This is a genomic window from Pseudomonas abyssi, from assembly GCF_003444685.1.
GTDB lineage: Bacteria > Pseudomonadota > Gammaproteobacteria > Pseudomonadales > Pseudomonadaceae > Halopseudomonas > Halopseudomonas abyssi.
Map to the genome: position 1 here is coordinate 658,437 of NZ_LMAZ01000001.1, position 15,672 is coordinate 674,108.

At 61.6% G+C, this 15,672-nt stretch carries 17 protein-coding genes and 1 pseudogene; 10 read left to right on the plus strand and 8 right to left on the minus strand.

Annotated elements, in window-relative coordinates; genetic code table 11:
• Positions 1 to 31: 31 nt before the first annotated feature.
• Entirely contained in the window at positions 32 to 478 is a 447-nt protein-coding gene (locus tag ASB58_RS03050) for a DUF2846 domain-containing protein (protein ID WP_181977852.1), read from the minus strand.
• A 288-nt stretch (positions 479 to 766) separates the two neighbouring features.
• Here ASB58_RS03050 and chrA point away from each other — a divergent pair, with 288 nt between their 5' ends.
• Complete coding sequence (gene chrA, locus ASB58_RS03055) at positions 767 to 2,119, plus strand: chromate efflux transporter (RefSeq protein ID WP_118129301.1); 1,353 nt, start codon at positions 767 to 769, stop codon at positions 2,117 to 2,119.
• Between the two features lie 41 nt (positions 2,120 to 2,160).
• On the opposite strand, the gene ASB58_RS03060 is transcribed toward chrA, so the two are convergent.
• The 3 genes from ASB58_RS03060 to ASB58_RS03070 form a co-directional block, all read right to left on the minus strand.
• Entirely contained in the window at positions 2,161 to 2,814 is a 654-nt protein-coding gene (locus ASB58_RS03060; RefSeq protein WP_096003517.1) for a 7-cyano-7-deazaguanine/7-aminomethyl-7-deazaguanine transporter, read from the minus strand.
• A gap of 175 nt (positions 2,815 to 2,989) precedes the next feature.
• Positions 2,990 to 3,796, minus strand: a complete 807-nt coding sequence (locus ASB58_RS03065) for a M48 family metallopeptidase (RefSeq protein WP_118129302.1) — start codon at positions 3,794 to 3,796, stop codon at positions 2,990 to 2,992.
• Positions 3,797 to 4,100: 304 nt separating this feature from the next.
• A complete protein-coding gene (locus ASB58_RS03070; RefSeq protein ID WP_096003519.1) occupies positions 4,101 to 4,232 on the minus strand; it encodes an entericidin A/B family lipoprotein in 132 nt (43 codons plus the stop codon).
• Between the two features lie 1,322 nt (positions 4,233 to 5,554).
• Between ASB58_RS03070 and ASB58_RS20480 the strand changes: the two are divergent.
• Both ASB58_RS20480 and ASB58_RS20485 read left to right on the plus strand, forming a co-directional pair.
• Positions 5,555 to 5,710: pseudogene (locus ASB58_RS20480) on the plus strand (HAMP domain-containing protein); the annotation flags it as partial.
• 84 nt (positions 5,711 to 5,794) lie between these two features.
• A complete protein-coding gene (locus tag ASB58_RS20485) occupies positions 5,795 to 6,568 on the plus strand; it encodes a methyl-accepting chemotaxis protein (RefSeq protein WP_425056557.1) in 774 nt (257 codons plus the stop codon).
• Here the strand turns inward: ASB58_RS20485 and ASB58_RS03080 are convergent.
• From ASB58_RS03080 to ASB58_RS03090, 3 genes are read right to left on the minus strand one after another with little or no spacing between them, the layout of a single operon-like run.
• Positions 6,553 to 7,203 carry an SOS response-associated peptidase gene (locus ASB58_RS03080; protein WP_165771210.1) on the minus strand — a complete coding sequence of 217 codons (651 nt, stop codon included), beginning with the start codon at positions 7,201 to 7,203 and terminating at the stop codon, positions 6,553 to 6,555. The two genes, ASB58_RS20485 and ASB58_RS03080, sit on opposite strands and share 16 nt — an antisense overlap.
• Entirely contained in the window at positions 7,200 to 7,460 is a 261-nt protein-coding gene (locus tag ASB58_RS03085) for a putative signal transducing protein (RefSeq protein WP_118129303.1), read from the minus strand. Before ASB58_RS03085 ends, ASB58_RS03080 begins: the two co-directional genes overlap by 4 nt.
• A gap of 2 nt (positions 7,461 to 7,462) precedes the next feature.
• Complete coding sequence (locus ASB58_RS03090; RefSeq protein ID WP_202974581.1) at positions 7,463 to 7,657, minus strand: CPXCG motif-containing cysteine-rich protein; 195 nt, start codon at positions 7,655 to 7,657, stop codon at positions 7,463 to 7,465.
• Between the two features lie 113 nt (positions 7,658 to 7,770).
• On the opposite strand from ASB58_RS03090, the gene ASB58_RS03095 reads away from it, so the two are divergent.
• Positions 7,771 to 8,913 carry a 1-acyl-sn-glycerol-3-phosphate acyltransferase gene (locus ASB58_RS03095; protein ID WP_118129304.1) on the plus strand — a complete coding sequence of 381 codons (1,143 nt, stop codon included), beginning with the start codon at positions 7,771 to 7,773 and terminating at the stop codon, positions 8,911 to 8,913.
• A gap of 132 nt (positions 8,914 to 9,045) precedes the next feature.
• Here ASB58_RS03095 and ASB58_RS03100 read toward each other — a convergent pair whose 3' ends face one another.
• Positions 9,046 to 9,321: a hypothetical protein gene (locus ASB58_RS03100; RefSeq protein WP_235827177.1), complete on the minus strand. Its 276-nt coding sequence runs from the start codon at positions 9,319 to 9,321 to the stop codon at positions 9,046 to 9,048.
• Between the two features lie 273 nt (positions 9,322 to 9,594).
• Here ASB58_RS03100 and ASB58_RS03105 point away from each other — a divergent pair, with 273 nt between their 5' ends.
• The 6 genes from ASB58_RS03105 to ASB58_RS03130 all read left to right on the plus strand — a co-directional run bounded on the left by ASB58_RS03105 (position 9,595) and on the right by ASB58_RS03130 (position 15,664).
• Entirely contained in the window at positions 9,595 to 10,056 is a 462-nt protein-coding gene (locus tag ASB58_RS03105; RefSeq protein WP_096003524.1) for an outer membrane lipoprotein, read from the plus strand.
• 215 nt (positions 10,057 to 10,271) lie between these two features.
• Positions 10,272 to 13,064 carry a monovalent cation/H+ antiporter subunit A gene (locus ASB58_RS03110; RefSeq protein ID WP_118129305.1) on the plus strand — a complete coding sequence of 931 codons (2,793 nt, stop codon included), beginning with the start codon at positions 10,272 to 10,274 and terminating at the stop codon, positions 13,062 to 13,064.
• A complete protein-coding gene (locus tag ASB58_RS03115; protein WP_096003526.1) occupies positions 13,064 to 13,390 on the plus strand; it encodes a Na+/H+ antiporter subunit C in 327 nt (108 codons plus the stop codon). Before ASB58_RS03110 ends, ASB58_RS03115 begins: the two co-directional genes overlap by 1 nt.
• Positions 13,390 to 14,907 (plus strand): monovalent cation/H+ antiporter subunit D, encoded by a 1,518-nt coding sequence (locus ASB58_RS03120; RefSeq protein ID WP_118129306.1) that lies wholly within the window; start codon positions 13,390 to 13,392, stop codon positions 14,905 to 14,907. Before ASB58_RS03115 ends, ASB58_RS03120 begins: the two co-directional genes overlap by 1 nt.
• The gene (locus tag ASB58_RS03125; RefSeq protein WP_096003528.1) at positions 14,904 to 15,410 is read left to right on the plus strand and encodes a Na+/H+ antiporter subunit E; all 507 of its coding nucleotides are present in this window, start codon (positions 14,904 to 14,906) and stop codon (positions 15,408 to 15,410) included. The genes ASB58_RS03120 and ASB58_RS03125 overlap by 4 nt, the downstream gene beginning before the upstream one ends.
• Positions 15,395 to 15,664, plus strand: a complete 270-nt coding sequence (locus ASB58_RS03130; RefSeq protein WP_083723584.1) for a K+/H+ antiporter subunit F — start codon at positions 15,395 to 15,397, stop codon at positions 15,662 to 15,664. The genes ASB58_RS03125 and ASB58_RS03130 overlap by 16 nt, the downstream gene beginning before the upstream one ends.
• The last annotated feature ends 8 nt before the right edge of the window (positions 15,665 to 15,672 follow it).

The following is a 15,672-nucleotide window of genomic DNA, read 5'->3' on the forward strand; positions in this document are numbered from 1 at the left end:
CCGCAGGGCGTGTGGAGTTATCAGAGCTTGCCTAGAGGTTGCTCTTGATCATGGTGCACTGCTGAACGCCGGCGCGGCCCTGTTGCTCGCTGACAACCTGCAGCTTGGAGCCACCGGAGACCAGGCCCAATTTCACTTCCTGCCAGACAAAGTAGTTGCGGTTTGCTTCGGTGTTGAGCAGGAGCGACGAGGCGCCATTTTGTGAGCTGATGGTGTGCTGACCCGGTTCGAGCTGGAAGCGGAAGAATGACTTGGGCCCGGTGGTGCCCGCCTGCCTGCCATCCACCGATACCGGCATCGATAGTGCGGCCCCAAAGGTTTCATTGCGGTAGACGTAAACTTGGGCGTAATCCGGGTGGGTGTTGAACTGCTTGGCTTCGGTGTTCATGGCGCTGGGCGCCTTGTTGATGCTGGCGCAGCCTGTGGCCATTGCCGCGGCAACGAGTACGGCAGAGAAAAGCGTGTTTCTGATCAACATCGGGTTCATCCTTTTTTTGTGGGTGATGCTCTTGGTTGCTTGACGGCGCTGACAGCTGGCGCACGAAAGCGCCAGCGTTGAAACGCCGGGAAACAGGAATACAGGGCAGAGTATCGGGGCATCCATGCCGAGGAGGGCCGCGAGGCGGTGCCTGCGATGGCGAAATAATGCCTCTGCCGATGATATTCCGCTAGCCCTATTTTTCAGTCAGATTGCAATCAGGTTGCAATCTGAGGTTGGCATGCTTCCCTAATGCCAACGATGGCTGAGAACAGGAGAGAGGCTGGCATGGATTCATCCCAGACCGGGGCTGCAGGGCAGCCGGTGGCGCAGGCATCGCTGCGCCAGGCGCTGCTGTTTTGGTTGAAACTGGGTTTTATCAGTTTTGGCGGTCCGGCCGGGCAGATTGCCCTGATGCACGAGGAGCTGGTGACCCGGCGGCGCTGGCTGTCAGAGCGACGTTTTTTGCACGCGCTGAATTACTGCATGCTGCTGCCAGGGCCTGAGGCGCAGCAGTTGGCGACTTATCTGGGGTGGTTGCTGCACCGCACCTGGGGTGGTGTGGCCGCCGGGCTGCTGTTCATTTTGCCGTCGTTGCTGCTGTTGATCGTGCTGGCCTGGGTATATCTGGTATTCGGCCAGGTGCCAATGGTCGCCGGGCTCTTCTATGCGATTAAGCCGGCAGTAGTGGTCGTGGTGTTTCAGGCTGCCTGGCGCATCGGCGGGCGGGTGCTGCGCAATGGCTGGTTATGGGCGATCGCTGCCGTGGCCTTTGCCGCGATCTTCTTTTTGCGTCTTCCCTTTCCGCTGATTGTTCTGGGCGCCGCTCTGGCCGGAGCACTCGGCGCGCGTTGGCGCCCCGGCGCCTTTACCACCGGTGGCGGCGAGGCGGCGACCTCATCGGCGGCACCAGCGCTGATCGACGACCATACCTCGACGCCTGAGCACGCCCGCTTCAGCCGGCTGCGTCTGGCACGTCTGATGCTGCTGGGGGCGGTGCTCTGGTGTTTGCCGATGCTGGTGTTGACTGCCAGCGTGGGTTGGGACGGTACTCTGACGCAGATGGCCTGGTTCTTTACCAAAGCGGCGCTGCTGACCTTTGGCGGTGCCTATGCGGTATTGCCTTACGTCTACCTGGGGGCGGTGGTGCAGTTTGGCTGGCTATCGCCCTTGCAGATGATTGACGGGCTGGCGCTGGGTGAAAGTACGCCGGGGCCGCTGATCATGGTGGTCGCCTTTGTTGCCTTTGTCGGCGGCTATCTGGGGCAGGTGCTGGGGCCGGAGCAGCTGTTTGCGGGTGGTGCACTGGCAGCATTGCTGGTGTGCTGGTTCACCTTCCTGCCGTCCTTTCTGTTCGTGCTGGGTGGGGCGCCCCTGATTGAGGCAACGCGTGGGGAGCTGGGCTTCAGTGCGCCACTGACGGCCGTCAGCGCGGCAGTGGTAGGGGTGATCCTGAACCTGGCACTGTTCTTTGCCTGGCATGTCTTCATGCCGCAGGGGCAGGGTCCCGACTGGCTGGCGCTGGGCCTGGCGGCGGTAGCCGCGGTGCTGATGTTCGGGCGTGGCTGGACGGCGCTGCAGACGCTGCTGCTGTGCGGGGCGGCAGGTCTGCTGTTGGGCTGGGCCGGCTGGCTGCCCTGAGTGGTCGTCAGCCGGATAGCGCCGTTACCGCAAGCCCTGTTTCAGGCAGCGGAGTGAGCCGGGCCACCCAGACGGTTCATCAGGGTGCGCAGCAGTACGCCGTAGAGCGGCAGGAACAGCAGCATGCTGATAATCAGCTTGATGGCGTAGTCGACGGTGGCAATTTCCACCCAGTGCTCGGCCATGAAGGGGTTGCTGCTGTGCCAGAAGGCGACCGAGAAGAAGGCAAAGGTGTCGGCCAGGTTGCCCAGTACGGTCGACAGGCTGGGGGCAATCCACCAGGCCTTGATACGGCGCAGGCGGTCGAATACCTGAATGTCGAGTAACTGGCCGATGACATAGGCGACGAAGCTGGCCAGCGAGATGCGCAGGACGAAATCATTGAACGACAGCAGCGATGACACGCCGCGATAGCTGCCTTCCTGGAACACCACCGACACCAGATACGAAGCAACCAGCGCCGGTAGCATGACGCGAGCTATGACGCGGCGCGCGGCCTGTTTGCCGAGCAGGCGAACGGTCAGATCGGTAGCCAGGAAGATGAACGGAAAGCTGAAGGCGCCCCAAGTGGTGTGGTAGCCGAACAATGTGATCGGCAGCTGCACCAGGTAGTTGCTGGCAATGATGATGATGATGTGAAAGCTGATCAGCAATGCGAGCGCGCGGCGCTGCATGCCGGAGGTAAGTACGGTCATGTGTCGTCCTTTTTACGATTCGGACCGGTTGGTCCGCCGTTTTGTCAAATGGGGTGAGGGAACCCATGTCGTTCGGGGTCGAACGGCGCGCAATTGTACCGGTTTTGCGGCGATTGACTAGCGTCTTTGCGGCTTTCCGACCGGCGGAGCGGGTGCTACGCCGGTCGGAAGGTGCCTATCTGGCGGCTTCGTACAGCGGTTGCACCTGAGGCGTGGCCGCCTGCAGGGCCTGGATGCGACCGGCGGAAGAGGGGTGAGTGCTCATGAAGGCGGGCGGCTCGCCCTGAGACGCGGCCTGCATTTTCTGCCACAGGCTGACCGCAGCCTGCGGGTTGTAGCCGGCACGGGCTGCCAGTTCCAGACCGATCAGGTCGGCTTCGCTTTCGTTGGAGCGGCTGTTGGGCAGCGTCAGGCCGTACTGCACGGCCATCTGAGCTGCCTGGTTGCCGGCATCACCCAATCCGAGCAGGGCGCCTGCCAGCTGGGTGCCCATCTGTGTGACGTAGGCTCGAGAGATGGCTTCGCGGCCATGCTCGCGCAGGGCGTGGGCAATTTCGTGCCCCATGATCTGGGCGATCTCGTCATCGCTGAGTTGCAGCTGGTCGATGATGCCGGAGTAGAACAGAATTTTGCCGCCGGGCGCGCAGCTGGCGTTCAGTTGGTCGTCTTTGATCAGGTTGACTTCCCAGTCCCAGCTGCTGGCGTCGGCGCGGAAATGCGGGACTTCCTCGATCAGCTTGCCGGCGATCGTGTTGAGACGGCGCACGGTCGCTGCGTTGGTGTTGAGCAGACCTTGCTTCTTGGCTTCTGCCAGGGTCTCCTGATAGGCCTCGTCTGCCATCTGGTTGACCTCTTCGGCTGACAGGCCTCCCATCATGTACTGGGTTCGGTTGACGCCGACATTGCCGCCCTGGGTGGTTTGAACGCTCTGGCAGCCGACCAGCAGAACGAGGGGCAGGCAGAGGAGAAAACGCAGTCGCATGGCAGATACTTCCTTGGTGTCTGATGAAGTTGGAGTCGGTTGAGTTCAGGCTGCGCCGACAGGGTCAGGGCAGCGTGACTGGTCGCCCACGACCGTTGTTGCCGCCAGGCAAGGCAGGCGGCGATGGGTGACGTTGGCGTGGCGCAAGGGTAACAGAACCGGGCCGGGTGGCGAAAAGTAGTCGTGTTACCTGTGTCACGTTCAGGGCCTGCGCAGGTCTCTAAGCAACGGTTGGGCGCCGCCATTGTAGAGTCCTGAGCAGGCCCAAGCGGCCTTTCAGTCGATGCTGGCTCGAGGTCTCGCGCTAGTTGGCGGCGTCCTGAATGCCGTCACCTACCGCCTGAACATCCTCACCGACGCCCGCGACGGTGTTGCAGCCAGTCAGTCCTGCGGTACCAAACAGCGTAAACAGCAAAATCACCAGTGCTTGCTTCATGATCTATGCTCCTGACAGAAGTTGGAGATGCCGGAATACTCCAGCCGTAGCTGCCACCTGGCAGGGGCAGCTTAAAGGGTGGGACAGCGAAACGATGACAAAGTATGCACATGACTGTAGTTTTTTTATCGCTGGCCGATATACCCGATGAAGCGGTATCGTTCGACGCCCTGCAGCCCCCCGAGTAGAGGTAATCCATGAAATTCAGGTCCATTCAGCTGTCCATCGCCGTTTTGGCCGGTGCCTGCCTGTTTATCGCCGTTGGTGTGATGACGCTCTATTCGGTCTATTCGGCAGAACGTAGTCAGAAACATGTGCAGGAACGTTCGCGTGTACTGATCGATGAATTGGTAAAGGATCGGGTACAGGCGATTGCCTCTGGCGAGCAGGCGCGTATCCGCCGTCATCTGGAGTACCCGCTGGCCGTTGCCTCCCAACTGGCGCAGCTCAACTCGATGCTGGGCCAGATTCAGGATGATGGCATGCCGGCACTGATGATGGGGCGTGAAGAAATGACCCGCGTCATCCGCATGACGCTGGAGCAGAATCCGAACCTGTGGGACGCCTACGTGGGCTGGGAGCCTAACTCCCTGGATAATCTCGACAGCTTTTTTGAAGGCATCGAAACCGATGGTTATAACGGTACCGGCCGCTATATGCCGCTGTGGTTCCGAAATGCCGATGGCGAACTGTCCCTCGAGGCCTTGGGCGATCTTGAGGATGAGACCATTCTCGATAACGGCGTCAGAACCGGCGAATACTATCTTTGCCCGCGCGAGACCATGCGTCCCTGTGTGATCGATCCTGCGCCCTACGAGGTGGGTGGCAAAACCGTTTTGCTGTCGTCTTTCACGGTGCCGATCATCAGCGATGGCGAGTTCATGGGCGTCGCCGGTGCCGACCTCTCCATGGATTTTTTGCAGGGTATGCTGCGCGCAAGTGACGAGGATCTGTACGACGGTGCAGGCGAGCAGGCGCTGGTCAGCTCCACCGGACGTCTGGTGGCTTATACCGGGGAGGGCGCCAAACCGGGCGACCAGGCAGCTACCGTGCTGGATAAGCAGGAGCTTGAAAGTATTTCCAGACTAGGCAGCGAGCCGCTGTTCGAGGTGGATCGCGAGGGGACTGATCATATGCAGTTGATCATGCCGATCACCCTGGATGGTACTGACGTGCGTTGGGCTCTGGTTATCAAGCTGCCGCTGGATGTGGTCATGGCGGAGTTCAACCAACTGGATAACGATCTCACCGACATGCGTGTTCAGGACTCGCTGCTGTTGGCGGGTATCGGCCTGCTGGTGGCGCTGGCCGGCCTGGTCGTGATGGTGTTGCTGGCCTACAGTCTGGCCAAACCGGCCCGCCAGCTGGTGGCGATGCTGGATGACATCGCTAAGGGCGAAGGGGATTTGACCAAGCGTCTGGCGGCTGATCGAGCGGACGAGCTGGGCGACATCGCCCGTGGCTTCAATGCCTTCCTGGACAAATTGCAGGGCATGATCCGCGAAGTGGTCGGCTCGGTGCAGCAGGTGACCGATGCCTCCGAGCATACGGCGGATATCGCCATGCGCACCAACGACGGCGTGCAGCGTCAGCTCAGCGAGATCGACCTGGTTGCCACCGCTGTCACCGAAATGACCGCCACCGCGCAGGATGTGGCGCGCAATGCCTCTCAGGCTGCCAGCGCCGCGCATAATGCTGACGGCTCCGCCAGCCATGGCCGTGAAGTCGTCAGGGCGACCTCTGAAACCATTCAGAGCCTGTCGCAGGATATTCAGCGCGCGGTGGACAGCGTTCAGGCGTTGGCCCGTAACAGCGAGAACATCACCGGTATCCTCGACACCATTCGTGGCATTGCCGAGCAGACCAACCTGCTGGCTTTGAACGCTGCCATTGAGGCCGCCCGTGCTGGCGAACAAGGTCGCGGTTTTGCCGTGGTGGCTGATGAGGTGCGTAACCTGGCGCAAAAAACCCAGAGTTCGACGGAAGAAATTCAGCACATGATCGAGCAACTGCAAAACGGCACCCGCGATACCGTGAAGGTGATGGAGCAGAGCCGTACACGCACCGAGCAGAGTGTATTGCAGGCAGAAGAGGCCGATGCGGCGTTGACGTCGATTACCCAGGCAGTATCGGTGATCAATGATATGAACAACCAGATCGCCAGCGCCGCCGAGGAACAAAGCGCGGTAGCCGAAGACATCAACCGCAATGTGACCACCATCGACACGGTGGCCAAGGCGGTCGCCAAGGGCGCCGATGAGGCCTCACAGGCCAGCGGCTCGCTGACCAAGCTGGCCGAGCATCAGCGTCGACTGATCAATCAGTTCAAGGTCTGAGCCGGGCCGCTCGGGTTGCAGCAATGCGGCCCGGCCGTGGCCGGGTTGCTGACTGCCGGGTTGACCGGGTAGATCATCTCGATACGCCCCTCGGCGTTCAGCAGCAGCGGCTGCAGGGCGCTGACAGCGGTGCGGTCGGCCAGCCAGATGGCCTGCTCTCCGCTGTTCAGGGCCGCTGGCATGCGATCGCCAAGGCGGCCGGCCAGTCCCTTGGCAGGCACGGTGATCAAGGCGCAGCTATCCCAGAATTGGCCGTCATCAAGCTGGTAGCGCTCCCATAGCCCCGCCAGTGCCAGCCCTCCTTCCTTTCGTCGCACGTACCAGGGTTGCTTGCGCGCCCCCTGCTGCAGCCAGAGAAAGTAACCATCAACCGGGATCAGGCAGCGTCGCTGGGCAAAGGCCTGGCGGAACATGGGCTTTTCATGCAGGTACTCGGCGCGGGCCGAGAAACTGGCGCGACTGAGGTCAGTCAGCCAGGTCGGGGTAAGATTCCATAGCACCTGTACACACTCGATCTGGCCGGCTTGTTTGCGCAGGATCAATAGCGGTTTGCCCGGAGCCAGGTTCCAGCTGGGTTTCCAGTCGGCGGGCAGGTGGCTGTGCGGAGGGCTGAACTGGGCAAGTCGACCGCTCACGGCTGCTGCTCCGGGCTGATCTGCCAGCTGTCATCGTCGTCAACCGGCGTAGCGCTGAGATATTGCTGAATCAGCTGGTCGCTGCGTGCCTGGTCTTCATCCTGCACCCACAGGCCAAGCAGGTCATGTACCGGCAAGTCACCGATTGCGCCTTGCAGATAGCGTCCACTGACATGGCTGTGGATGTGGTGATCGGCCAGCATGGCGCGCAGCAGGTCGGCTTCGGCCAGATCGGCCGGTCGGTAGACGCATTGCATGCTCAGTCCTGTTCCCGGCGCAGGTCGATATGGACTTCTTCGCTGTGCTCATCCATCCACAGGCTGACCAGAATCGGCTGGCAGCAGATCTCGCAATCCTCGGTATAGGACTGGCTGCCACCGCTCAAATCGAGCAGCAGGGTGATCGGTTCGCCACAGTGTGGGCAAGTGAGGTTGGCTTCTTCCAGTGCCTGCACTGGGAGTACTCCGTCGGACGTGTGTGACACAAAGTGTAGCGGTATCGTCAATCTGGCGAAACCACGGTCAGCGACGCATAATGCGCGGCTGATGATAAGACTCAGAGGGTGACATGAGCGAGTTCGAGGGCATCCGCCCGTACAACGATGCCGAAGTACCGGCGGTGCTGCAGCGACTGCTGGCCGATCAGGAGTTGATGCGCATGCTGGCGGCCTATCGGCTGCCGAAGCTGAATCGGCTGCTGCCGGGGCTCAGTCGTCGCGTGGTACAGGCAGCATTGCGCCGGGAAGCACGTGGCGTGGCGACGGTAGAGGACCTGCAACACCGCCTGGAACCCTACCTTGATCGGCTGATCGAGCGCAGCACGCTGGAGGTTACCTACAGTGGGCTGGACCAGCTCAGCGCCACCCAGCCTCACCTGTTTATCGCCAACCATCGCGATATCGTGATGGACCCCGCTTTTGTCAACTATGCGCTCTATCACGCCGGCCATCCTACGCCGCGTATCGCCATTGGCGATAACCTGCTGCAGCGCCCCTTTGTCAGCGATCTGATGCGGCTGAACAAGAGCTTTATCGTGCATCGCTCCCTGACGGGACGGCGCGAGAAGCTGCAGGCCTATCAGAATCTGTCCGCCTATATCAGCCACTCGATTGCCGAGGGTGAGTCGATCTGGATTGCTCAGGCCGAAGGGCGCGCCAAGGACGGCCTGGATGAAACAGATTCGGCGATCATCAAGATGTTTTGCATGAGCCGCAAGAGCGAGCCTTTTGACGAGGTCATCGCGTCACTGAACATGGTGCCGGTGTCGATCTCTTACGAGTGGGATCCCTGTGACGGCATGAAGGCGCGCGAGCTGGAGCAGCGTGCCCGGACCGGAGCCTACGTGAAGGAGGCAGGCGAGGACGATCGTTCCATCGCCATGGGGCTGACCGGTTACAAGGGGCGGGTGCACGTGGCCTTTGGGACGCCGTTGCCGGCCGGGATGGCGGATGCCCGTGCGGTGGCGGCCGAGGTGGACCGCCAGGTGCTGGGCAACTATCGCTTGTATCCGTCCAACTACCTGGCCTTTGAGCAGCAGGACGCGTTGCCGCCGGCGTTGTCCGAGTGGCGAAAGGGGTTTTCTGCACTGGAGCTGGCGCAGGAACAGCAGCGCTTCACCGCGCGGCTGGAAGGGCTGCCCGAGGCCCTGCGTCCGTATTGGCTGTTGCAGTATGCCAATCCGGTGCGCAGCCGCTTGCGGGTGCTTCCCTAGGGGCTGTTGACGTTTCGTTCATCCACCTGTTGCTGCCTGTAAGGCCGCCAATCAAGAAGCAAGGAGCACAGTCGCCTTGCCTGGCCAAAAAAATGGCCTACGGCAGGCGGGCGAGCGAAACGTCAACAGACCCTAGAGCTGGGTGCTGGTCAGCGATAGCAGCGTGGCCAGGCCCAGGCACACGGCGCCGACACTGTAGAACAGGCGGTTGATGCGCTGATCGCGGGTGAGAGTCGGCTCGCTCTCACTGGGCGGCAGGGTTGCCAGCCGCTGACGGCCCAGGCTGCTGCGCAGTTGGGTGGCGATCCACAACCAGCTGCCATTGACGGCAAAGAACAGGGCAAGGCCGTTGAGGACCAGCGCCGGGTTTTCCAGGTAATAAAGCCAGGCTGCCTGCAATGGGAACACGGCAGTACCTCCGGTGTCTCGGACTCGGGCAACCAGCTGTCTATTATTGTGGTTTTACAGGTTACGACGGAGTACAAAAAAGGAATGACATGGCGCGGCATTTTCAGGGCGCCGGTTCATAAGCGCGACCGATGTTATGCCAGGGCGCGATTGATTTCGACTCGGATTGATCGCTTTCCGATCAATGGTTGTCCAAGTACAGCGTGTTACTCTTTTTCGACGACAGCGCCGGTAGCAAGTTCGGCGGGGTCGCTTTCAGCGAGGTGGTTAATCATGAAAAAGCAGGCGTTTGCAGCAGTTGTACTAGGTGCGCTTCTGGCGCTGGGTGGTTGTGCGTCCTCCCTGACCGGTGATGTGTACAGCCGGGAAGATGCCAGAGCACCGCAGACGGTGCGTCAGGGCACTGTCGAATCGGTTCGTTTGGTTCAGATTGAAGGCACCAAGACGGTAATCGGGCCGGCTGCGGGTGCCGCAATCGGTGGTGTTGCCGGTAGTACGGTCGGCGGCGGGCGCGGCAGTACGATTGCTGCCATTGTGGGTGCGCTTGCCGGTGGCGTTGCCGGGGCGGCGGCCGAGGAGGGTATTACCCGGACCCAGGGTGTGGAAATTACCGTCAATGAAGATGGTGGCTATACTCGAGCCTACGTGCAGGAAGCCGTGGATGGAGTGAACTTTGCGCCCGGTGACCGTGTTCGCATCATGACGGTCAATGGCCAGTCTCGGGTGGTCAAGTAGCCGATCATGCGGTCGTGCTGGCACCGGCGCCGCTGCCTGTGACACCAGGTTACGCATTTTGTAACGGATTCAGCGGCTTGCGTTGATCGGCTAGAGGGGCTTGCCTCTATAATGACCTGCGCTTCCTGAGCACTATGGCTCGGCAACACTGTGTTTACCCGGTGTTGCCGTGCTGGCACGGAGGCCGCAATGGCCATATAAGGAGCTAGTCCTGCATGACCCTGGCGCTGATCGTCATTCTTCCTCTGCTTGGCAGCCTGCTGCCGCTATTGTTCAACAATCAGGGACGTTCCCTGTGCGCCGCGATGACCATGGTCGCGCCGGTGATCGGATTGGTTCTGCTGTGGCAGCATGCCGATGCGGTGTTTGCTGGCCAGGCGGTGATCCATTCCTGGCCCTGGTTGACTGACCTGGGGCTGAACATCAGCTTTCGCCTTGATGGGCTGAGCTTCCTCTTTGCATTGATGATCCAGGGCATTGGCCTGCTGGTGATTCTCTACGCGCGCTATTACCTCTCAAAACGCGACCCGATGGGTCGTTTTTTCTGTTATCTGCTGCTGTTCATGTCGGCCATGCTGGGCGTGGTGCTGTCCGAGAACCTGCTGTTGATGATGGTGTTCTGGGAGATGACCAGCCTGTCGTCCTTCCTGCTGATCAGCTACTGGTCCCACTCCACTGATGCGCGCAAGGGCGCGCGCATGGCGCTGGCGGTGACCGGTGCCGGTGGTCTGGCGCTGCTGGCCGGTGTACTGCTGTTGGGGCAGGTAGTGGGCAGTTACGAACTCACCGATGTCTTTGCCGCCGGTGAGCAGATTCGCGCGCACGCCCTATATCCGGTGATTCTGGTGCTGGTGCTGCTGGGGGTGTTTACCAAGTCGGCGCAGTTCCCGTTTCATTTCTGGCTGCCGCACGCGATGGCAGCGCCGACGCCGGTATCGGCTTATCTGCATTCTGCAACCATGGTCAAGGCCGGGGTGTTTTTGCTGGCGCGCCTGTATCCGGCCCTGGCCGAAACCGATCTCTGGTTCTACCTGGTCAGCAGTGCCGGCATGGCGACTCTGCTGGTGGGGGCCTGCACGGCGCTGTTCCAGCATGATCTCAAGGGCCTGCTGGCCTATTCCACCATCAGCCACCTGGGCCTGATCACGCTGCTGTTTGGTCTGGATACCCGGCTGGCTGCGGTCGCTGCGGTATTCCATATTATCAACCATGCGACCTTCAAGGCCTCGCTGTTCATGGCGGCGGGCATTATCGACCACGAAACGGGCACCCGTGATATGCGCCGCATCAACGGGTTGCTGCGTTACATGCCGCATACCGCGACGTTGGCGATGGTCGCGGCCTCGGCGATGGCCGGAGTGCCGCTGCTCAACGGTTTCCTCAGTAAGGAAATGTTCTTCACCGAGACCCTGGAGCAGCACATGCTGGGCAGCTTCAGCTGGTTGATTCCGCTGGGCGCGACCCTGGGCGGTGTCTTCTCGGTGGCCTACTCGCTGCGCTTTATTCACGACGTGTTTTTCAACGGCAAGCCGGTCAACCTGCCCAAATATCCACCGCACGAGCCGCCCCGTTACATGAAGGTGCCGGTCGAGGTGCTGGTGGCCATGTGTCTGGCGGTGGGTCTGGCGCCGGGCTTTACCGTTGCCGGTTTGCTGGCGACAGCCGCAGCAGCGACGGTTGGTGGTCCGCTGCCCGAGTACAGCCTGGCTATCTGGCACGGCTTTAACTTGCCGCTGCTGATGAGTTTTGTCGCCATGCTTTTGGGCATTGCGGTGTATTCGGCACGTCGCCCCCTGTTTGCCTGGTATGCGCGTCAGCGCGATGTGGACGCCAAGCTGGTGTTTGAGCGCGTGGTGCAGACGGCGGTGCGTGGGGCCGCGCACATTACCCTGCTGTTGGAGAACGCATCTTTGCAGCGCTACCTGACGTGCCTGCTGCTCAGTGCGCTGGTGGTGAGCGGTTGGTGGCTATGGCGCCTGCCGGCGCTGCAGGGGCCGGTGGCATTGACGCCGATCGATGGCGTGACCCTGGCGGCGGCGGTAGTGATGATGCTGGGCGCTCTGGCGACCGTTTACTGGCACCGCATGCGCCTGGTGTCGTTAACCATGTTGAGCGTGGTTGGTCTGGTTGTTTCGCTGGCGTTTGCCCGTTTCGCGGCACCGGATCTGGCGCTGACGCAAATCTCCGTCGAAGTGGTAACTATCGTCCTGCTGATGCTGGCGCTGTTCTTCCTGCCGGCGCGCACACCGCGTGAGTCCTCGGCGCTGCGTCGGGGCCGGGACGTGCTGGTCGCCGGCGGCTGTGGCTTGCTGGTCGGCGCGCTGGCGTTTGGCATGCTGACCCGGCCCTACGACAGCATTTCCGGCTTCTTCCTCGCCAACTCGGTCACCGGTGGCGGCGGGCATAACGTTGTCAACGTGATTCTGGTCGACTTCCGTGGCTTCGATACCATGGGCGAGGTGACGGTGCTGGCGATTGCTGCCATCGCCATCTACGCCCTGATCGACGGTCTGCGCCTGCGGGTGCCGGGCGGCGATAGCCTCGGCAAGCCCTGGGCGCAGCGCGGCGATTTGCTGATGCTGGTCAACCTGTCCCATGTGCTGCTGCCGCTGGCGCTGATGATCTCCGTGTATATCTTCCTGCGTGGCCACAACCTGCCCGGTGGCGGCTTTATTGCCGGCCTGATTACCTCGGTGGCCTTGATCCTGCAATACGTGGCCAGTGGCGAGGCCTGGACCTCCGAGCGCTGGCCGGTCAACTACCACTGGCTCGCCGGGGCCGGGGTGCTGATTGCCGGTGCCACCGGGCTGGGTAGCTGGGCCTTTGGCTATCCCTTCCTGACCAGTGCGTTCGACCATTTCCACATTCCGCTGGTAGGGGATATCGAGCTGGCCACGGCGATGCTGTTTGACCTGGGCGTCTATCTCACGGTGGTGGGGGCGACGCTGCTGATTCTGGCCAACCTGGGCAAACTGCCCCAGGGGCGCCCAAGCGAAGGAGAAATCTGATGGAGCTGCTTTACGCGCTGGCGTTGGCGGTGCTGACCAGCTGCGGTATCTACCTGATGCTGCGTGCGCGCACCTTTCCCGTGGTGGTCGGGCTGGCGCTGCTGAGTTACGCGGTGAATCTGTTCCTGTTTGCCACCGGCCGTCTGGCTGAAGCTGCGCCGGCGGTGCTGGGCAAGGCTGAGGTCTATGCCGACCCGCTGCCGCAGGCACTGGTGCTGACGGCCATTGTTATCGGCTTCGCCATGACCGCCTACGCGCTGGTACTGGCGCTGCGTGCGCAGGGCGAGCTGGACAGTGACCACGTTGACGGCAAGGGAGACCATTGATGAGTCACCTGCCGATTATGCCGGTGCTGGTGCCCATGTTTGTCGGGGCACTGTTGCTGGTGCTGCGTGGCAGCCTGGATATGAAGCGCGCGATGGCCCTGTTGGCGACCCTGGTGCAGGTGCTGCTCGCGAGTCTGCTGATGGTCGAGGCCAGTCAGGGTACGCAGGTCTATGCTCTGGGCAACTGGATGCCGCCCTTTGGCATCGTGCTGGTCGTGGATCGCCTCAGCGCCTTGCTGTTGCTGGTGACCTCGATACTGGCCAGTGGCGCGCTGTTGTACGCGATCCGTGGTGACGACGCAGCAGGGCGCAACTTCCACCCGCTGTTCCAGTTCCAGCTGATGGGAATCAACGGTGCCTTCCTGACCGGCGACCTGTTCAACCTGTTTGTCTTCTTCGAGATTCTGTTGATCGCCTCCTACGCCTTGCTGCTGCATGGCGCGGGCTCCGCGCGGGTCCGTTCTGGCCTGCATTACCTGCTGCTGAATCTCACCGGCTCTGCGCTGTTTCTGATTGCGGTCGGCACCCTCTACGGTGTGACCGGCACGCTGAATATGGCGGACATGGCGTTGCGCGTGCGTGAGCTGGGCGCAGACGATGCGCCGCTGGTGGGCGCGGCTGGCATGCTTTTGCTGGTGGTGTTTGGCCTGAAAACGGCGTTTTTCCCGCTGTATTTCTGGCTGCCGCGTGCCTATGCCGCGGCCAGCGCGCCGGTCGGCGCCTTGTTTGCGATCATGACCAAGGTTGGGCTGTACTCGATCCTGCGGGTCTACACGCTGATCTTCGGCGCCGAGGCCGGCCCGCTGGCAGACATGGCGGTTGGCTGGCTTTGGCCACTGGCCCTGGTAACACTGGGCCTGGGCGCCATCGGCGCACTGGCCGCCAGTACGCTGAACGCCTTGAGTGCCTACCTGGTGGTGGTGTCGGTGGGTACCCTGCTGGCCGGCGTGTCCCTGGGCACCGAGCAGGCGTTGAGTGCCAGCCTCTACTACCTGATGCACTCGACCTGGATTTCCGGTGCACTGTTTCTGCTGACCGGCATGTTGCAGCGGGTGCGTGGGCCGCGCTTCGCTGCGCGTCTGGTCGCAGGGCCTGCATTGCCGCATCCGATGCTGCTGGGCGGCTTGTTCTTTCTCTCGGCGATGGCGATTGCCGGTATGCCCCCGTTGTCCGGCTTCCTGGGCAAACTGATGCTGCTGGGCGCCGTTGGCAGCGGGCGCGAGGCGGCTTGGCTGTATCCGGTGGTGCTTGGTGGTGGGCTGTTGGCGCTGATCGCGCTCAGCCGTGCCGGCAGCACGCTGTTCTGGCGCCACACCGACGTGGCGCCCTCAGGCGAGCCGCTGGACGGCATGCGCCTGGCGGCTACCCTGTTGCTGCTGATGTCCAGCCCGGCGCTGGTGGTGTTTGCTGGCCCCACACTGGAGTATTTGAATCAGACGGCAGCACAGCTGCTGCAGCCGCAGAGCTATATCGATGCCGTCATGTCTGTCGCACCGGCCACGGGGGGCGCGCCATGAGACGACCTGATCGCTGGTTTCCGCATCCCTGGCTGACTGTCACTCTGGTGATCGGCTGGTTGCTGCTGATGAATTCGCTGTCCTTCGGCAACCTGCTGATGGGCCTGGTGCTGGGCTCTGTCATTCCCTGGCTGACCCACGTCTTCTGGCCCGCTTCGCGCTATCGCCTGCGGGTCGGCAAGCTGGTGCTGTTTGTTGCCCGGGTGGTCACTGATATCGTGCTGGCCAACCTGCAGGTCGCGCGTCTTATTTTGGGGCCGCGCCGGGACCTGCGTCCTGCCTTTGTGAACTACCCGCTGACGCTGGAGACCGACTTTTCCATCAGTGTGCTGGCCAGCACTATTTCCCTAACGCCCGGTACCGTCTCGGCGGACATCAGCGCTGATCGCAAGTGGCTGCTGATTCACGGTCTGGATGTGGGGGATGAGGTGGCGTTGATCGAGCAGATACGTCTGCGCTACGAAGAACCAATTCGGGAGATATTCGAATGCTCGACACCGTAGTGCTGATCTGTCTGGGGATCATCAGTCTGGCGATGGTGTTGACCTTTGTCCGACTGGTACGCGGCCCGGATCTGCCGGACCGCATCCTGGCGCTGGATACCCTTTACATCAATGCCATCGCGCTGATCATGTTGCTGGGGTTGTATCTGGATTCCAATCTGTTTTTCGAGGCAGCACTGCTGATTGCGGTGATGGGCTTCGTCAGTACGGTTGCCATCGCCAAGCATTTGCTGCGTGGCAACATCATCGAATAGGAGGCTGC